This window comes from Oceanobacillus alkalisoli, from assembly GCF_021556485.1.
Lineage (GTDB): Bacteria > Bacillota > Bacilli > Bacillales > Amphibacillaceae > Oceanobacillus > Oceanobacillus alkalisoli.
Map to the genome: position 1 here is coordinate 25778 of NZ_JAKGBW010000006.1, position 17034 is coordinate 42811.

Annotated in this window: 20 protein-coding genes, 1 pseudogene and 1 riboswitch; of the genes and pseudogenes, 1 reads left to right on the plus strand and 20 read right to left on the minus strand. The window is 39.3% G+C overall.

The genetic code is table 11. The features are described 5' to 3' along the window. Nucleotides 1-22: 22 nt before the first annotated feature. From deoC to LZD48_RS07675, 8 genes are all read right to left on the minus strand, one after another. Nucleotides 23-673: a deoxyribose-phosphate aldolase gene (gene deoC, locus LZD48_RS07640; RefSeq protein ID WP_235762147.1), complete on the minus strand. Its 651-nt coding sequence runs from the start codon at nt 671-673 to the stop codon at nt 23-25. A gap of 77 nt (nt 674-750) precedes the next feature. Then, nucleotides 751-1575, minus strand: coding sequence for a purine-nucleoside phosphorylase (locus LZD48_RS07645; RefSeq protein WP_235762148.1), 825 nt, complete (start codon nt 1573-1575; stop codon nt 751-753). Nucleotides 1576-1586: 11 nt separating this feature from the next. After that, nucleotides 1587-2768: a phosphopentomutase gene (deoB, locus tag LZD48_RS07650; RefSeq protein ID WP_235762149.1), complete on the minus strand. Its 1182-nt coding sequence runs from the start codon at nt 2766-2768 to the stop codon at nt 1587-1589. 44 nt (nt 2769-2812) lie between these two features. After that, nucleotides 2813-4117 (minus strand): pyrimidine-nucleoside phosphorylase, encoded by a 1305-nt coding sequence (locus tag LZD48_RS07655; RefSeq protein ID WP_235762150.1) that lies wholly within the window; start codon nt 4115-4117, stop codon nt 2813-2815. Nucleotides 4118-4366: 249 nt separating this feature from the next. Next, the gene (locus tag LZD48_RS07660; RefSeq protein WP_235762151.1) at nt 4367-4558 is read right to left on the minus strand and encodes a hypothetical protein; all 192 of its coding nucleotides are present in this window, start codon (nt 4556-4558) and stop codon (nt 4367-4369) included. A gap of 13 nt (nt 4559-4571) precedes the next feature. After that, the gene (locus LZD48_RS07665) at nt 4572-5771 is read right to left on the minus strand and encodes a CynX/NimT family MFS transporter (RefSeq protein WP_235762152.1); all 1200 of its coding nucleotides are present in this window, start codon (nt 5769-5771) and stop codon (nt 4572-4574) included. Between the two features lie 39 nt (nt 5772-5810). Then, nucleotides 5811-6938: a trans-sulfuration enzyme family protein gene (locus LZD48_RS07670; protein WP_235762153.1), complete on the minus strand. Its 1128-nt coding sequence runs from the start codon at nt 6936-6938 to the stop codon at nt 5811-5813. Nucleotides 6939-7411: 473 nt separating this feature from the next. Further along, nucleotides 7412-7918, minus strand: a complete 507-nt coding sequence (locus LZD48_RS07675) for a QueT transporter family protein (RefSeq protein WP_235762154.1) — start codon at nt 7916-7918, stop codon at nt 7412-7414. Nucleotides 7919-7925: 7 nt separating this feature from the next. Next, nucleotides 7926-7970: riboswitch (PreQ1 riboswitch) on the minus strand. A gap of 250 nt (nt 7971-8220) precedes the next feature. On the opposite strand from LZD48_RS07675, the pseudogene LZD48_RS07680 reads away from it, so the two are divergent. Then, nucleotides 8221-8503, plus strand: a pseudogene (locus LZD48_RS07680) (NAD-binding protein); the annotation flags it as partial. A gap of 57 nt (nt 8504-8560) precedes the next feature. Here LZD48_RS07680 and LZD48_RS07685 read toward each other — a convergent pair. The 12 genes from LZD48_RS07685 to LZD48_RS07735 all read right to left on the minus strand — a co-directional run bounded on the left by LZD48_RS07685 (nt 8561) and on the right by LZD48_RS07735 (nt 17030). Then, nucleotides 8561-9658: a HAMP domain-containing sensor histidine kinase gene (locus LZD48_RS07685; RefSeq protein ID WP_235762155.1), complete on the minus strand. Its 1098-nt coding sequence runs from the start codon at nt 9656-9658 to the stop codon at nt 8561-8563. Further along, on the minus strand, nt 9651-10334 hold the full coding sequence (locus tag LZD48_RS07690) for a response regulator transcription factor (RefSeq protein WP_235762156.1): 684 nt from the start codon (nt 10332-10334) through the stop codon (nt 9651-9653). The genes LZD48_RS07685 and LZD48_RS07690 overlap by 8 nt, the downstream gene beginning before the upstream one ends. Nucleotides 10335-10373: 39 nt before the next feature. After that, a complete protein-coding gene (locus tag LZD48_RS07695) occupies nt 10374-10979 on the minus strand; it encodes a redoxin domain-containing protein (protein ID WP_235762157.1) in 606 nt (201 codons plus the stop codon). Between the two features lie 18 nt (nt 10980-10997). Continuing rightward, nucleotides 10998-11756: a cytochrome c biogenesis protein CcdA gene (locus tag LZD48_RS07700; protein ID WP_235762158.1), complete on the minus strand. Its 759-nt coding sequence runs from the start codon at nt 11754-11756 to the stop codon at nt 10998-11000. After that, a complete protein-coding gene (locus LZD48_RS07705; protein WP_235762159.1) occupies nt 11743-12393 on the minus strand; it encodes a hypothetical protein in 651 nt (216 codons plus the stop codon). Before LZD48_RS07705 ends, LZD48_RS07700 begins: the two co-directional genes overlap by 14 nt. Nucleotides 12394-12961: 568 nt before the next feature. After that, entirely contained in the window at nt 12962-13213 is a 252-nt protein-coding gene (locus tag LZD48_RS19035; RefSeq protein WP_369010254.1) for a PH domain-containing protein, read from the minus strand. Nucleotides 13214-13806: 593 nt separating this feature from the next. Next, nucleotides 13807-14340 (minus strand): GNAT family N-acetyltransferase, encoded by a 534-nt coding sequence (locus LZD48_RS07715; protein WP_255770954.1) that lies wholly within the window; start codon nt 14338-14340, stop codon nt 13807-13809. A gap of 42 nt (nt 14341-14382) precedes the next feature. After that, complete coding sequence (locus LZD48_RS07720) at nt 14383-14694, minus strand: hypothetical protein (RefSeq protein ID WP_235762160.1); 312 nt, start codon at nt 14692-14694, stop codon at nt 14383-14385. Nucleotides 14695-14785: 91 nt separating this feature from the next. Continuing rightward, nucleotides 14786-15043, minus strand: coding sequence for a GNAT family N-acetyltransferase (locus LZD48_RS18870; RefSeq protein ID WP_310739801.1), 258 nt, complete (start codon nt 15041-15043; stop codon nt 14786-14788). A gap of 94 nt (nt 15044-15137) precedes the next feature. Continuing rightward, on the minus strand, nt 15138-15311 hold the full coding sequence (locus tag LZD48_RS18900) for a hypothetical protein (RefSeq protein ID WP_310739799.1): 174 nt from the start codon (nt 15309-15311) through the stop codon (nt 15138-15140). A gap of 218 nt (nt 15312-15529) precedes the next feature. After that, nucleotides 15530-16045, minus strand: a complete 516-nt coding sequence (locus LZD48_RS07730; protein ID WP_235762161.1) for a GNAT family N-acetyltransferase — start codon at nt 16043-16045, stop codon at nt 15530-15532. A gap of 4 nt (nt 16046-16049) precedes the next feature. Further along, nucleotides 16050-17030 (minus strand): 2-hydroxyacid dehydrogenase, encoded by a 981-nt coding sequence (locus LZD48_RS07735; RefSeq protein ID WP_235762162.1) that lies wholly within the window; start codon nt 17028-17030, stop codon nt 16050-16052. Nucleotides 17031-17034: the final 4 nt, after the last annotated feature.

Below are 17034 nucleotides of genomic sequence, written 5' to 3' on the forward strand. Positions count from 1 at the left end.
CCCAGTCTGTTCTTCTATTCGCTTATTCCGTGACTATTTTAATTCCGGAACTTGCACCGATTCGACTAGCACCGGCTTCAATCATTGCGTGTGCATCTTCTTTATCACGCACACCACCGGAGGCTTTCACGCCAATATCCGGTCCCACTGTTTCACGCATGAGTTTCACATCTTCCAAGGTTGCTCCTCCAGTAGAAAATCCAGTTGAAGTTTTTACGTAATCTGCGCCTGCTTTAACAGAAAGCTCGCAAGCACGAACCTTTTCTTCGTCTGTAAGGAGACTCGTTTCAATAATTACTTTGACTAGCGCTTTACCTTTTGCGGCATTTACAACCGAATGGATGTCATTTTCTACTGCTTTATCGTTTCCTGCTTTTAATTCGCCGATATTAATAACCATATCTACTTCGGTCGCTCCATCTGCAATTGCATCTTTAGTTTCAAATGCTTTTGTTTCCGGTGTACTGGCACCTAATGGGAAGCCGATAACCGTGCAGACTTCAACATCTGATCCTTCTAATTGCTTCGCTGCCTCTTTCACCCAAGTTGGATTGACACACACTGAGAAAAAGTTATACTCCCTAGCTTCCTTACAAAGTGTTACGATCTGATCCTTCACGGAATCTGCTTTCAGTAATGTATGGTCAATCATTTTTGCTATATTGTTCGTCATCTCTTCCACCTCTTCTTAAATTTTCGTACCTTAATTAATTTCATAATACGTATTTAATGCTTTGGTAATTATGAAATTCATTCACCTGGTAATTTGTTCACGATTCCTTTAACGAGTTTAAGGAAATCCTCTCTCACTTTTTCAGTCGTTTCAATTACTTCTTCATGAGATAAAGGTTGATCTAAGATACCTGCAGCCATATTTGAAATACAGGATAACCCAAGTACTTTCATTCCACTATGTTGGGCTACAATTACTTCTGGAACCGTCGACATCCCTACCGCGTCTCCGCCTACTTTTTGCAGCATGCGAATTTCTGCTGGTGTTTCATAACTCGGTCCACTGTTCCAGACGTAAACGCCCTTTTGCAGGTTAATGTCTAAATCCCGGGCGACCTGCTCTGCCAGTTGTTGATAATCAGAGGCATAAGCAGTAGACATATCCGGGAAACGAACTCCTAAGTCTTCATCATTCGGACCAATTAGCGGATTTATTCCAACATTATTAATGTGATCGGTAATCAGCATTAAATCGCCCGCTTCAAAATCTGCATTCACCCCACCTGCAGCGTTCGTGACAATGACTTTATCGATACCGATCTGCTTCATCACGCGCACAGGGAATGTCACTTCATCTAACCCATAACCTTCATAAAAATGGAAACGCCCTTGCATGGCGAGCACCGTTTTCCCTTCGAGTTCGCCAATGACAAGCTGCCCGGCATGACCTACTACCGTCGAGACCGGAAACCCTGGAATATCTGCGTATGAGATATTCACTGGATCTTTAATCTCATCTGCGAGAACACCAAGGCCAGATCCGAGAATGAGCCCAATCTCCGGGCGTTTTGTTAATTTTTCTTCAATAACATGTACCGCTTTTACAATCGATTCTTTATTCATGTCTCTCCACCTCACTTTATATCGTCTAAAAAGCTCTTCCCATATTCAGGGCTTTTAACTTGGAAGTTATCCGCAACTGTCTCACCAATATCAGCAAACGTCCCCCGTACTTGTAATTCTTTTCCTGCTGTTATTCCTTTATGGTAAACGATTAACGGGACATACTCCCGCGTATGGTCTGTTCCATGATGAACAGGATCATTGCCATGGTCTGCTGTAATGATCAGTAAATCATCTTCCCTTAATTTATCAAAGACTTCCGGAAGTCGCGCGTCATATTCTTCCAATGCCTCACCATATCCTTGAGGGTCGCGGCGATGACCGAACTTCGCATCAAAGTCAACCAAGTTCAAAAAGCTCAAGCCAGTAAAGTCCATATCCATCGTTTCGAGTAATTTATCCATACCATCCATATTAGAGACAGTCCGGATCGATTCGGTTACACCTTCTCCATCAAAAATGTCAGAAATTTTACCAATCGCCAGCACGTCATAATTCGCATCTTTCAATTCGCTCATGACTGTTCGTCCGAATGGTTTTAAAGCATAGTCATGACGGTTTGCTGTCCGCTCGAAGCTGCCTGCTTCACCGATGAATGGACGGGCAATCACACGACCGACCATATACTCCGGATCATTTAGCACCTCACGAGCATACTTACAGATTTCATATAACTCTTCCAGCGGGACAATGTCTTCATGTGCCGCGATTTGCAACACAGAGTCTGCTGATGTGTAGACGATCAGCGCCCCTGTTTCCATATGTTCTTTCCCTAGTTCTTCAATGATTTCCGTTCCTGACGCTGGTTTATTTGCAATCACTTTCCGACCGGATTTCTCTTCTATCTTTTGAATGATTTCATCTGGGAAACCGTCCGGAAACGTCCGGAACGGGGTATCAATGTAAAGGCCCATAATCTCCCAGTGTCCCGTCATCGTATCTTTTCCAGCAGATGCTTCTTCCATTTTTGTGTAATGGGCAAGTGGATTTTCTGCAGGTTCAATACCTTTAAAAGAACGGATGTTACCTAACCCTAATTTCGCCATATTCGGCATATGAATTCCATTCATATGCTCGGCAATATGACCGAGAGTGTCCGCTCCTACATCATTATATTTTTCAGCATCCGGCGCTTCTCCGATACCAACGGAATCCATCACAACTATAAATACCCGCTTAAATGCATGTTTCATTATCGGTCACTCCTTTATGTTTATCTGTTGGTTAACTCTATTTTTTATTCGTAAATGATATCATAAATTAGCTGGTTCTTTTCAACCTTTTCTTTTGAAACGGAATAAGAATCGTAAATCTTCTCCATTACTTCCGCTACATCTTCCTGGTTACTATGAATCGTTACAAGGGACTCACCTTTCTTCACTTCATCACCGATCTTTTTATTCAATACCAGACCAACTGCTAAGTCGATTTCGGATTCCTTCGTTAAGCGTCCTGCTCCAAGTAAACTTGCTGCAATCCCAATTTCGTTTGCAATGATTTCCGAGACAAATCCATCTTCCTTCGCTTCCGCTTCAAAAGTGTAAGAGCTTTTAGGTAGTTTTTCCGGTTCATCGACAATCGATGCATCCCCGCCTTGTGCCGCAATCATTGTTTTAAATGTTTCAATCGCTTTTCCGGACTTGATTGCTTCTTCAAGCATTTCTTTCGCTTGTTCGATGGAATCTGCTTTCTTCCCGAGATAAACCATACGGCTACCAAGCTCAAGACAGAGTTCATGTAAATCAACTGGTCCTTCTCCTCTTAAAGTATCAATCGCTTCTTTGACTTCAAGCGCATTACCAACTGCAAAACCTAACGGCTGGTTCATATCTGAAATAACACCGATCGTTTCTCTTCCAGCACCATTTCCGATTTGCACCATCGCATGAGCCAATTCCTTGGAATCTTCCAATGTCTTCATGAAAGCACCAGAGCCTGTCTTCACATCCAAGACAATTGCATCTGCACCGGAAGCGATTTTCTTACTCATAATCGAACTTGCGATTAAGGGAATTGCATTTACCGTAGCCGTTACATCCCGCAAGCTATAAATTTTTTTATCAGCAGGTGTTAAGTTACCGCTTTGGCCGACAACGGCGACTTTGTTTTTATTCGCAAGTTTAATGAACGTTTTCGGGTCGATTTCAACCTGAAATCCTGCAATGGATTCCAGCTTATCAACCGTGCCACCGGTATGACCAAGACCACGACCAGACATTTTCGGAACCGGGACACCTACAGCAGCTACAAGAGGGGCAAGAATTAATGTTGTTGTATCTCCTACCCCTCCAGTAGAGTGCTTATCGACTTTCACACCATCAATTTCTGATAAATCAACTTGATCTCCAGATTCAACCATCGCTTTCGTTAAATTTACCCGCTCTTCTGTTGTCATATCCTGGAAATAAACAGCCATTAAGAATGCTGACATTTGATAATCCGGGACTTCACCATTCGTATACCCTTCAATTACAAAGTTAATTTCCTCTTTTGTTAATTCATAACCATCACGTTTCTTTTCAAGAACATCCACCATTCTCACTTTAAAGCACCTTCCTTTTCATTATATAGATGATTTTTCAATTGCTCCATTCCATTCATATAATCCACATGAATAACATCACTTAAGAAAACCCTTTCAGTTGTCCTACAACCCAAGTATATGATTGGACGTCCTACAAGTCAACTGTTAAATTAATCAAAAGATTATACTGCTTTCCGAGCTTAAAATAGCTTCTATTATAGAGTACCCGGAATTTGTTTTTTTAAATAGAAATAGCTTGAGTCTCATTTAACATGACCTCAAGCTATGCTTCTCCTTGCTGCTTAGACTATGCTGTTCTCCTGTTGTGCTGAATTCTAGTACAGATTTAACTCTTTGTCCATCAAGATTTCTAATATGGTTGATCGTTCCTTCCAAATCTAATGATTCATCTTCAAAAAAAGCTGTCGGTACGGCAATATCGACTTGTTCTTTCAGCATCCTGTTACCTCCATTAATAACTGTCAATAACGATATCCCGGCCTGCGAGCACTCCCGTTATCACAATAATTATTCCAATCGCCATTAGTATGATAATCGGCGCCGTCCAGCTGCCCGTTACATCATAAAATCCGCCGAATGCAATTGGCCCGGTCGCTGCGATAAGATAGCCAATCGATTGGGCCATCCCGGATAAATCAGAAGCTTCGTAACCATTTTTAGTTCGTAATGTAAAGAACATCATCGATAAGCTATAGCCACTTCCACATCCAACTCCAATTAGTAGAGCGGAAATAATAAGAATACTAAGATTGCTGCTAAATAATCCTGCTGAACCAAGGAAGAAAACGATCCCCGTAAACGCTCCTAATAATTTTTGATTCTTCATCCGGTCTGCGAGCACCGGGATGATAAAGTTCACTGGAATAAGGCCTAACAACATCACCGAAATCATCAAGCCTGCCTGGCTGAGCGAAAATCCGTGAGACTGCAAAATATCAGGCAGCCAGGTTAGCGGGGTAAAGTACATCAATGATTGAAAACCCATGAAAATCGTTACATACCAAGCAGTAGCAGAAGTCCACATTTTTGCTTTCTTCTGTTCAAGCTTTAATTCAGGTTGAGGCTGTGGATTTCTTACTTGCGGATACCAAAAAATGATAGCAATCAGGATTAATGTGACCCATATTCCTAATGAAACTCTCCAGCCAAAACCTTCAATATTCGATAAAGGTACACTAACTCCAGAAGCTAGTGCACCAAATATATTCATGAATATCGTATAAAGACCGGTCATTAAGCCTACTTTAAATGGAAAGCGCATTTTTATTAAACCTGGAAGCAACACATTTCCAAATGCAATCGTAATACCAATCAACGCGGTTCCAATAAATAATGTACTGATTCCATTAGCAGACCGCACAACAATCCCAAGACCTAATAGCATCATCGCTAAAAATATCGTCTTCTCCATGCCGATCCGGTTCGCTAATTTAGGTACAAAAGGAGAAACAAATGCAAATGCGAGCAGTGGCAATGTTGAAATGGAACCCATAATCGAACTACTCACTTCTAAATTATCGCGGATAACGGGTACAAGGGAGCCAATTGATGTGATCGGGACACGCAAGTTAGAAGCAAATAGCATAATTCCTGCAACTAATAAAAAACTAATTTTCGCATTTCTTTCTATTTTCTCTGAATCTAGACCCATGTATTGCTGCCTCCATACTACCTACGATTCTTCACGTAATTATTCTAATGCCTGTGTTAAATCTTCTTTCAGATCTTCTATATTTTCGATTCCAACAGACACACGCAATAAATTCAGGGGAGCCATTGTTCTATCTTTTTCAACAGAGGCACGATGTTCAATGAGACTGTGTGTCCCACCTAAACTTGTTGCACGGGTGAATATTTTCACCTTCGCAGCGACTCCCATTGCTTCTTCCTCTCCGCCTTTTACTTGGAATGATAACATCCCACCGAATGAACTCATTTGTTTCGCAGCTACCTTATGCCCTGCATGACTAGGAAGACCAGGGTAATGGACTGCTTCAACTTTCGGATGTGCCTCAAGAAACTTCGATAGTTCTAGAGCATTCGCACAGTGTACATTCATCCGGGGTGATAAGGACTGCACACCGCGCAGAGCGAGCCAGCAATCAAATGGCGAAGGGACAGCACCTTTTTCATGCTGCCAAGCACGTAAATTTTTTAAATAAGGGCTATCAGATTTAGCTACTATCGCGCCAACCATTAAATCACTATGACCGCCAATATATTTCGTAACGGAATGAAGGGAAAAGTCTACTCCAAACGTCAGCGGACGCTGTAGTGCTGGAGTCGGCCATGTATTATCAACGACCGTGTAAGCCCCTCTTTTTTGTGCAATTTTCGTAATTGCTTCGATATCGACTATTTTCACAAGTGGGTTAGATGGTGTCTCCATCCAGACGAGACCAGTTGGTGCAGAGTGAATTTCCTTTTCCACTTCTGCAAGATCCGTCATATCAACGACGACTATATCAAACCTCCTTCCAATATCCGTCTCCGATATGAGTGCCCGAATACCAAAATACATATCATCCGGCATCACAATCCGGCGTGGTAAATCTTCTGGGAGTGCTTCGATTAAAGAAGAAATTGCCGCCATCCCAGAAGCATAAGTGACACAATCATAGCCATTTTCAAGCGAAGTCAGGCACTCTTCCAGCGCACGCCGATTCGGATTATCACCGCGGCTATACATGAAATCATTTGTATACGAGCCATCTGCAGCTCGTTCATATGTAGTAGATAAGTGAAGCGGACTTGTAACTGCCCCTGTCAACGGGTCAATTCCTCGCCCTACATGAATTGCTTTTGTTTCAAAACGCATATTCTTTCCCTACTTTCAAAATTTTTGTCGTCTATTGATATAATACTATATTAATTGTAGATATTTTTAAAGGTTCAGTTATTAAGTCGTATAAATGTCGTCTGAATAACGTCTTTCTAATAAACAAAGGCGCAAGGATATAAGAGCGACTAAGCCTCACAAAGACCGAATGGCCGAGTCTTCTTTATCGATTGGAGGAGTGTGAAGTTTGGGACTGTAGATTGCTCGTGCCATCAAAAGATTTGCTAGTTGCTGTGCACAGAGTGGACGTGGCTAACCCTGAATATCTAAGTTATCCACAACATTTTTACAGTTTCCTATATATTAATGAATTTCATAATACGTATTTAATGCATCACCAAATGTAGTTGATTCGTTCCCAACTACATTTGGTGATGGGAAAGCCGACTTTGGTAATTATGAAATTCATTCATATAACTAAAGCCGCAGCATAAAAACTGCGGCCTTCTGTGCTAACGAGCCAGTCTATTATGATTCATCAGTTGATCAAATTTCAGCCGTTTATTTAGAGCATAAATAATCGGAATCGCTACAGCTAAAACAATGAACTCACTGACAGCTGTTGTAAACCATGTAATGGCGAATGGAAATTCAAGTGCCAGATTTAGCTCGAAGGCAATAATAAACATATTAAAGGAGAAAACAGCTGTATTTGCAGCGAGTAATATCCATATGTTTTTAATGTATCTGCCGAGCAGCACAATGATGCCAAGTGAAATGGCCGAGTGTGCAACACCAAACACGAGATCAAACCAGCCCAACGGTGAAAATAAATAGTTATAAAGGAAGACACCGACGACTATTCCAAAGAAATAGCGCTTATCAAAGACAATGAGGTGGTTGAACATTTCCGAGATCCTAAACTGAATCTGAGTAAAACCAAAAGGCACAACAAGTACAGACACCGCAATATACAACGCTGCAACGAGCGCATTTACAACAAGTGTCCTTATTTTCATTTTCATCTCTCCCTTAGTTTTTTAGCGTGGGATGGTCTCGAACCACGGGATTTTTAATCCGTCATTCATTATAAGGTACATACTCGCCTTTCTGCAAATGTTGAGCGAGCTAGCGGTTGAAACAAAAAAACCACCAGTATATGAGGTGGAGTTCATACAATTTATCTATGTTCATTAAACAAGTGCCCGGCACTTTCTCACAGTGCGGACTTATTATTAAACAGGTAATCTATAATACTATTATAAAAAGGTATTTGATCCGTGACTAAAAATACCGGTAGCATCATAATTACGACATATGAGATGGTGCTTTCTTTAAAGATAAAGAGCTCGTCGTTATCGGCGGGGGAGACTCTGCGGTTGAAGAAGGAATGTATTTAACAAGATTCGCTTCGAAAGTAATGATCGTCCACCGACGTGATGAACTTCGTGCACAGAAAATCCTGCAAGAACGTGCTTTTGCAAATGAGAAGGTTGTTTGCTGCTGGAGACATTCGCGAAAAAACACTTCGGCAAATTGTCACAGCTACGGGAGATGGCAGTATTGCTGCTGAGGCTGCACAGGAATATGTTGAGCGTTTATAGGCGCATGCAAAAGTTAAAGTATAAATAATGGTACCCACTATATTTCATTTTATCAAGTTACCTGCTAGTGCACGCAGTTTCTAAAGGCAATGTAAACCAGAATGTATTTTTAGCCTCATCAGTCTTCCAACCAATGTCGCCTTTATGCTGTTCAATAATTTCCTTCGTAATACTTAGGCCAAGGCCTGAACCTCCCGTATCACGGCTTCGCGAAGGATCTACTCGGTAAAATCGTTCAAAGAGCTTCTCTCCCTCTTTTTCCGTAATCGGATAACTTGGACCAGTAATCGCAATATAGTATTCGTTCGCTAACCTTTCTCCTTTAATCGAAATGATACCTTCGCCAGAATAAAAGCGAATCGCATTCTCAGTCAAGTTACTAATTGCTTGCAAAACTCCCTCTTTATCTACTAATAAGTCCGCATCTTCAGCATCGATTTCTACTGCAATCTGTTTCTCTTTCAACTGCCATTCAAACATTTTAACCGTTTCATGAAGTAATTTGCCAATAGGAGCCATTTCTTTTTCAAAGAATGATTGTTCGGAAATATAATCCCATTCCTTTAACGTCTCCAGTTGTGTGATCATCTTTGTCAGCCGTTCTGATTCTTGATAAAGAGATTCATATAAAGCAGGGTCGCCTTCAATTACTCCATTTTTTAACGCATATAAATAGCCGTTTAAGTTCGCAAGCGGTGTCCGTACCTCGTGTGATAAATCCATCACTAATTTCTGCCGCTGTTCATGATTCTTTTTCAACTGATGAGCTAGGCCATTAAAGTTACTTGTCAGCTGACCTATTTCATCACTTGAGGTAACCTCGATCGGTTCCGGGTAATTCCCTTTCTTCATACTTTTCGTTGATTCAATCAGTCTCTTCAACGGATGAATTAATCGTTTCGTTAAATAAAAATGGGCAATGCTCCCCGTAATCATTGCGATTAAACTGAAAATCCATAAATAATAATAAAGCGTTTTATTGAATTTCGTCTGATTCGTTCCAGTCATTGTCCCCATACTATCCACAAGGAAACAAGCCGTATTGTAGACTGCCCAGCTGCTTAAAGCAATAAATATAGATACGATAAAAATATTGATGAAAGTTAAGCGAAAGAGAAAATTTTTCGGTAACAAGGATGTCTTCTTTTTATTCATGGACAAATTTATACCCCATTCCTCGAACCGTTTGAATTCGTGTTGGAGTTGACGGATTGACTTCAATTTTACTTCTTAACTTCTTAATATGCGCATCAATCGTCCGATCCAATACCGTCTTATCCACGTTCGGATATAATTGATCAATCAGCTTTTCTCTCGATAAGACGACATTCGGATTTTCCATAAAGTAATAAAGAAGATTAAATTCATGTTTCGTTAAATGGAGTTCATCATCATATAACAAGACTTCTCCTTTTCGCGGTTTAATACATAATCCATCGTAAATTAATTTTTGACAAAACTGGCCTGTCCGGCGGAGAACTGCTTCCACATGCGCGATTAATTCATCTGGGTCAAACGGTTTTGGCAAATAGTCATCCGCACCAATCTTCAGACCATTAATCCGGTCTTCCACCTTCGTTTTTGCAGAGAGCATGATAACAGAAACCTCATATCCCGCCCGCTCTTTCACCCATTTACAAAATTCTTCACCACTAAGCTTCGGCAACATTAAATCAAGAATAATCAAGCAAGGACGGTGAGTCAAAAAGACTTCTTGTGCTTCCTCACCATCCGCTGCTTCCAATACGTCATATCCGGCTTTCTCCAAGTAAATCTTTACAAGCCTCCGGATCATTTCATCATCTTCAACAACTAATATATTCTGTTTCATCATATGGCACCTCTATCACATTGTATGAGAAATAGAACATTATTTCATCTTTTCAAACTCTTGAATCATCAATTCATAATTCAATGCACCAAAAGCTTTATTATGAATCGTTCCATCCGAGTTGATTAAATAGGATGTCGGAATCGGCTGAATGCGATACGCTTCCGTTGCAGCATTCCCTTCATCGGTATAAACCGAGAAGGTGAGCCCAAAATCATCGATAAATTCATGTACATCATCAAGACTCGTCTCTGTTTCAATTAAATTTACTGCAACAATCTTTATGTCTGTATTCTGATGGAATTTCTCCATATCTGGCATCTCTGCTCGGCAAGGCGGGCACCAAGTACCCCAGAAATTCAGCATGACACGCTCCCCGCGGAAATCGGATAGTTGTACCTCTTCCCCTTCCAATGTCTTCAGCTTAACGTCAGGAGCCATATCACCAAGATCCAATCCTTCCTTACCGCTACTCTCATCGACTTCTATATTGCTCGATACACTCGCACCTTCTTCGGCGCTTGTTTCCGCTGTAGACGTGTTCTCTACCTCTTCTATAGCTGCTGAATCGGAGTCTCCAACAAACTCATAGACCGCCCAGCCAAACATAAGAACAAATACAATGATAAGAATTAACTTCTTCATCCCAAAAGCCTCCTAATGTTATCCTAACCTTGATAACCATGTATCATCAACGAAATCAAGCAGGAAACCAGTAATTTGCGGCATCCACCCTAAGAAAAGGACGAGCCCCATAAGAATCATGACGACAGCACCGAATTTCATAATGACTCCACTATGGCGCACAATCCATTTCGTGGAACCGAGGAAAAAGCTTAAGACAAGAAACGGCAAAGAAAAGCCAACTACATACATGACCGTATAAAAAATACCTTGCCCCGGATTACTAGCCGCAAGCAGCAAAATGGAACCGAAAATCGGCCCAATACATGGTGTCCATCCCGCTGCAAATCCGAGTCCAATTAAAAATGTCCCGAGGTAGTTCACCCGCTTTTTCGTATACTGAAACCGTTTTTCCTTCATCAAGGTTGGAATTGTAACCCAGCCGCCGACGAATAATCCCATGAATATAATTAGGGTACCCGCAATCCGCTGAATAAATAACCCTGAATCCCCTATTAATAAACCTTGTACCCACTGCCCAAGGAAAGATGCACTTGCACCAAGACTAATAAAGACAAGTGACACGGCAATAAGGAAGATTAGGGAATGACTAAGAATTTCCTTTCTGATTTTCGCATTTTTGCCTTCTTGCAACTCTTTCACACTAATTCCAGTTATGTATGACATGTACGCTGGAAAAATCGGAAGTACACAAGGGGATAAAAATGATAACGCCCCTGCTCCAATCGCAAGAAACGTGCCCGCAATCAATAATGTATCTGCTTCAATTCCGCCCATGACGATCCCTCTTTCTTAAAATAATAACTATATTTATTGTAAAAAATACCCAAACAAACCAAGGTGCTATTAGATAACCAAACACGGTAACAAATGGTTGTATCGAATAAAGAATAAACACTCCAACAGACCAAACAACTAATAACATGATAAACAGCAGCTTTTCAGGCAATTGATCATGTGCAATATAATAGAAGATGAGAAGCAATGTGATTAAAATAAAATATCCAATTGTACCACCAGTTTGAAGCCAAACGAGATAAATGAATTCATATACAAAAGAAGCGACTAAAATCACGGGAATAAATGATTTCATAAATGGGACAGCATTTATTTTTCCCCTCTTCACTTTTATAAACAGGATAATCCCGCTGATTAAAATAGCAAGATAAAATGCTTTAGAGTCGCTAGGGTAAGCAAGCACTGCTAATGGGTCTTGTATGAACAGCTTAAGGTTCGTTAAAATTTTCCCGACCCAAATGAAGATAACAACATTTATCAGCTCCGAAATCATTTGTTCGATATGTATTTTTTTATTCTTTTTCGATAAGTTACTCGTTAAATAAAAGAATAAAAACCCCGCTACAATAGCGAGAGCAAAAACCCCTATAGGTATCAATTTACTTATTTGCGCCAATGGCTTAGCTCCTTTATCTCAGCATTCTTAATTCCAAGCGTACACATTATATATGAAAGTTTGATGAAAATATTATATTGTTCAAGCAAGAGATTTAGTAATCAATGTCTAAGATAGATGAAAATAAAGTAAGCAATCATTTGAGGATTCCGTTAAATCACCAATCCTAATCCATACAAATATAGAAGCAAAAGAAAAAGCCCGTGAGAAATTATGCTTTGTCTCGAGCTTTAGATATCTGGTTAACTATAGCTTCTTTAAAAATCAATTTGTGATGATGCTTTAGATATCATACTTTTTTTAAAAAACAATTGGCACTCGCCGAGTTCCGTTGTTTAATTTCTTGGATCGATAGGTGTGCCGTATAATTTCCATATTCGAGAATACGATCTAAAAAATCATTTAATTCATTAAATTTATTTCTTTAGGGGAAATTGAATTGTTTCATACTTTAATGAATTTCATAATGCGTATTTAATGCTTCACCATCACCATATGTAGTTGAGTTGATTCGTTCCCAACTACATACGGTGATGGAAAAGCCGACTCTGGTAATTATGAAATTCATTCACTTTCCATAATTAATTTCAACCCTATTTATAGAAAGTGCAGGAGCTGTAAATGGGTTTTTAGTTTCCCTAATACTATGAACTTCATCAATCCTTATATTATTTTTGATAGTATATCCAGTCTTGAGCCAAATCCACATTAGACATTGCTTGTTTAAGAAATTAGGGGTCATCCAAACTCCAAAATCTGGATAGAAAACTATTGGAACAATAAAAAAATTGCAGACAACCAAATAATAATTGTCATCCATAAGTCTTTTTTTGACGAAAAATACATTTTATCACCTCGAAGGAATGAAATTGCTATGAAAGTTGAACTAAATATTTTATCACATGTTTTCCTTGTAATTATGACCTAGTAGGAGAACACAATTAAACACAATCAACTATATATCCATGAAAAATGTCTCGTAGGTGAGTTCTATCGGACACAATCGGCTATATATCCGTAAAAACTATCTCATAGGGGAGCTCTATGAGACACAATCAGCTATATATCCATGAAAAATGTCTCGTAGGTGGGTTCTATCGGACACAATCGGCTATATATCCGTAAAAACTATCTCATAGGGGAGCTCTATGAGACACAATCAACTATATATCCATGAAAAATGTCTCGTAGGTGGGTTCTATCGGACAAAAGCGAATTTAAGCAACATAACTTTCTAATAGATGGACCCGCTCCTATACAGAAGTGAAAAACTTAAGTTCAACATATATATGAAAAGTTTAATAGTTCAAGGGCCTGAAACCAAGCAAGATAACTGTTCAAATACTTCGTTTCTACTCGATTAGAACGTTGTATCCAGCCTTTAAGCCTACTGTGATACTAACAATCTTATTTTTATTCTGACCGTTTTAAAACCTCTAGCTGCTCCCATTCTTCTCTTAATATTCCCATTCGAATAGAGTCGTAGTATATGCCATTGTAAAACCGGCATTTTCTTAGTCTCCCTTCCAAACTCATTCCCAGTTTCTCGCCTAACCGCATCATACGCTGGTTCCCGGACCATGTAGCAAAGCCCACTCTGACTAAAGGCATTGTGTTGAACAAATGATCAATCCATGTTTTAAAAAAGATGGTACCATGTCCACCGTTCCAATATTCCGGGTTATAAATACCAATGCCAGTTTCAAGCCAATTTGAAGGCTTATGTTCCCAATAATAAGATGCCGTTCCAATCAATTTCCCTTTGACAAACAGCCCCCAGCGATTATCCTGTTGAATAAGAGATGGACCCATTTCTTTTAGAAAAGCATTATATGTTAACGCCACGTGGTCATAATAAGGGGCATCCCATTTCTTCCATTCCGGATTTGACTCTTTATATGTCAATTCCCATAAAGGCTTCAAGTCTGCTTCTGTTAATGGTCTCATTTCAAGTTCGTTATTTATCCTTATACTCACTGGTCCCACCTCTTAGGCTAAATTATCATTTAGCTTTTGCTGTAAAATGTTTTCTAATTTTTTTCGATATCTATTCTGAAAAAACTCCTTATCAATCTTCTTATCATTGAACTTTCCAATAACTTTACGTACATCTTTATCGTGGATAATTAGTTGTTTAAATCCTTTATCACTCAACAATTCTTGAAACCATTTATGTTTCTTTAAACGACTTACATTTTTCCCTATGTCTTCCTCATCAACTGACATTAAAGATGGCAAATAAAGTCCGAGGTTTAAAAATAAAATGAATCCAAACAGTAGAACAAAAAATAAAAGTTTCATACTTATCCCTCCCTCGTATCATTACGATTAGGAGCTTGCAGAAGTTTCAAAATAAGGCTCGTTTGAAGAACTACTTGAGATCTGCTTTTCATTAGGTATTTATTTTCTCCATCACCTTGTCCACATCATCCCATACATATATCAACTCATTCAGAGCTTTTCCAGCAAGTTTAATCTGTTTCGTTTCAACTAACTTAGCACCAAAATATTCATAAAAATACCGAGTTTTATTTTCCTCTAGTACTTCGACAAAAACTTTCTCAATGCTTAATCGTTTAAAGTGCAAAAACAGTTCATGAAGAAATTTCCTTCCTATTCCTTTCCCCTGATATTCTTCAAGCGAATAGATCGAAGTTAGATCACTTGCATGCTCTACTGTATTGTTTTCTCTTTTCCAAGCATCTGCAACCCGATAATTTGGCCTTCGTTATTCTCTGCAACTACTACATGATTGTCTTCCCTTGCAATGTTTTTCTTCCATATTCTGTTCGGTGTTCGTACGAAAGATTATTCAAGAAGTCTTCTGGAATAATACCTTTATAAGTCGCCCTCCAACTATCTACATGTACTTTTGCGATACCGGTTGCATCTTTCGAATCCGCTCTTCTTATTTGCATATAACCACCTCATACTCAAAATTTTTTAGCATCCTTAATAGATAATAATCTATAAAAAAGAGCTATTGTTTTACACAATAACTCTGTTTCAAAAAACTAGATTTTTTCTTAGATAATGCTACAGTTACAATCTGAATATCAACTGTTTCAATAAGCATCCTACAAGATTCGCACTATGGTCTAATTGCCCGCACTTCATTCGTTACTTACGCATCGGTTCATGTAGACCCAAGATAATCCCGCTTAAAAATATTCATCAAGACAGCGTTATGATAACTTCCATTAACAAAGAACGCTTCTTCTAACGTAGCTACATATTTATAGCCACATTTTTTATAAACATGCACAGCTTTTTCATTTACTTCATCCACATATAAAAATAGCTTGTGCAAATTCAATACTTTAAACGCATAATCAGATGCTAAATTCGTAGCTTTGGCTGCATAACCATTTCCTTGAGCAGCGGGATCAATCATGATTGCATATTCAGCATGGCGATGTATATAATCGATATCAAATAATTGAACAAGGCCAATCGCTTTCTCACCGTTCGTTAAAATAAAGCTTCGTGCACTGTTATTTTGCTGCTCTTTTTCAAAGATTTCACGTAATCTAGCCTTTGAGTAATAAGCTTCCTCAAACCAATAGGACATAATTTCGGGATCATTCACTAACTTGTGTAAAAAATGAATGTCATCTTCTTCATAAGCTCTTAATCTCAGTTGCTCTGCCATTTCCTTACTCCTTCTTCCATACCTCTGGATTGACAAGATTTCCTGGTTTTTCACCGTTCAATCCCGCTCTTAAATTTTTAGCAGCTAGCTCTGCCATTTTAATTTCCGTTTCTAATGTAGCTGAACCTATATGCGGCAGCGTGACAACATTATCCATTTTTAATAATTCGTTGTCAGGATCCACAGGTTCTTCTACGTATACGTCTAATCCAGCCGCTGCAATCTCTTCATTTTTCAGTGCCTCAATGAGATCCGCTTCCACCACCGTACTTCCTCGGGAAACATTAATAAAAATTGCGGATGGCTTCATGATTTGGAATTCCTTTTCGCCAATCATTCCCTTTGTTTCATCTGTTAAAGGGGTGATGAGACATACATAATCCGAACTCCTGAGCAGATTTTCAAGATTCATATGCAGTGCATTAAATTGTTCCTCTGCATCTGGTTTCGGCGTGCGGCTATGATAGAGTATATCCATATTAAACCCTAAATGAGCTCGTTGTGCAATAGCTTTACCAATCCGTCCCATTCCGATAATTCCGAGCGTTTTATGATGAACATCTGCGCCGAATAACTCTGTTGTAACAGCTTCTTTCCAGCGTCCCTGTTTCACGTATTGATCGAGCTCAGGCATTCTTCTCGCGGTCGAAAGCATTAAGCCCATCGCCATATCAGCCACCGTGTCTGTTAATACGTCTGGCGTGTTTGTTCCCATGATATTTCGTTTCGTTAATTCCTTGGTATCTAAATTATTGTATCCGACAGACACGTTACTAATGATTTTTAAATTTGGCGCTTGATCTAACACATCACTTTTCCCAGGAAAGTCCAATCCAATAATGCCCTCTGTTTCTTGGAGAAACGGTAAAAAATCAGGATCTTTATGAGCATCTTGTTCTTTGAATATCTGTACATCAAATTCTTCTTTTAATGTGCTAAGTACCGGTTCTTCTATTCGGTCATAAATGATTACTTTTTTCTTCATATGA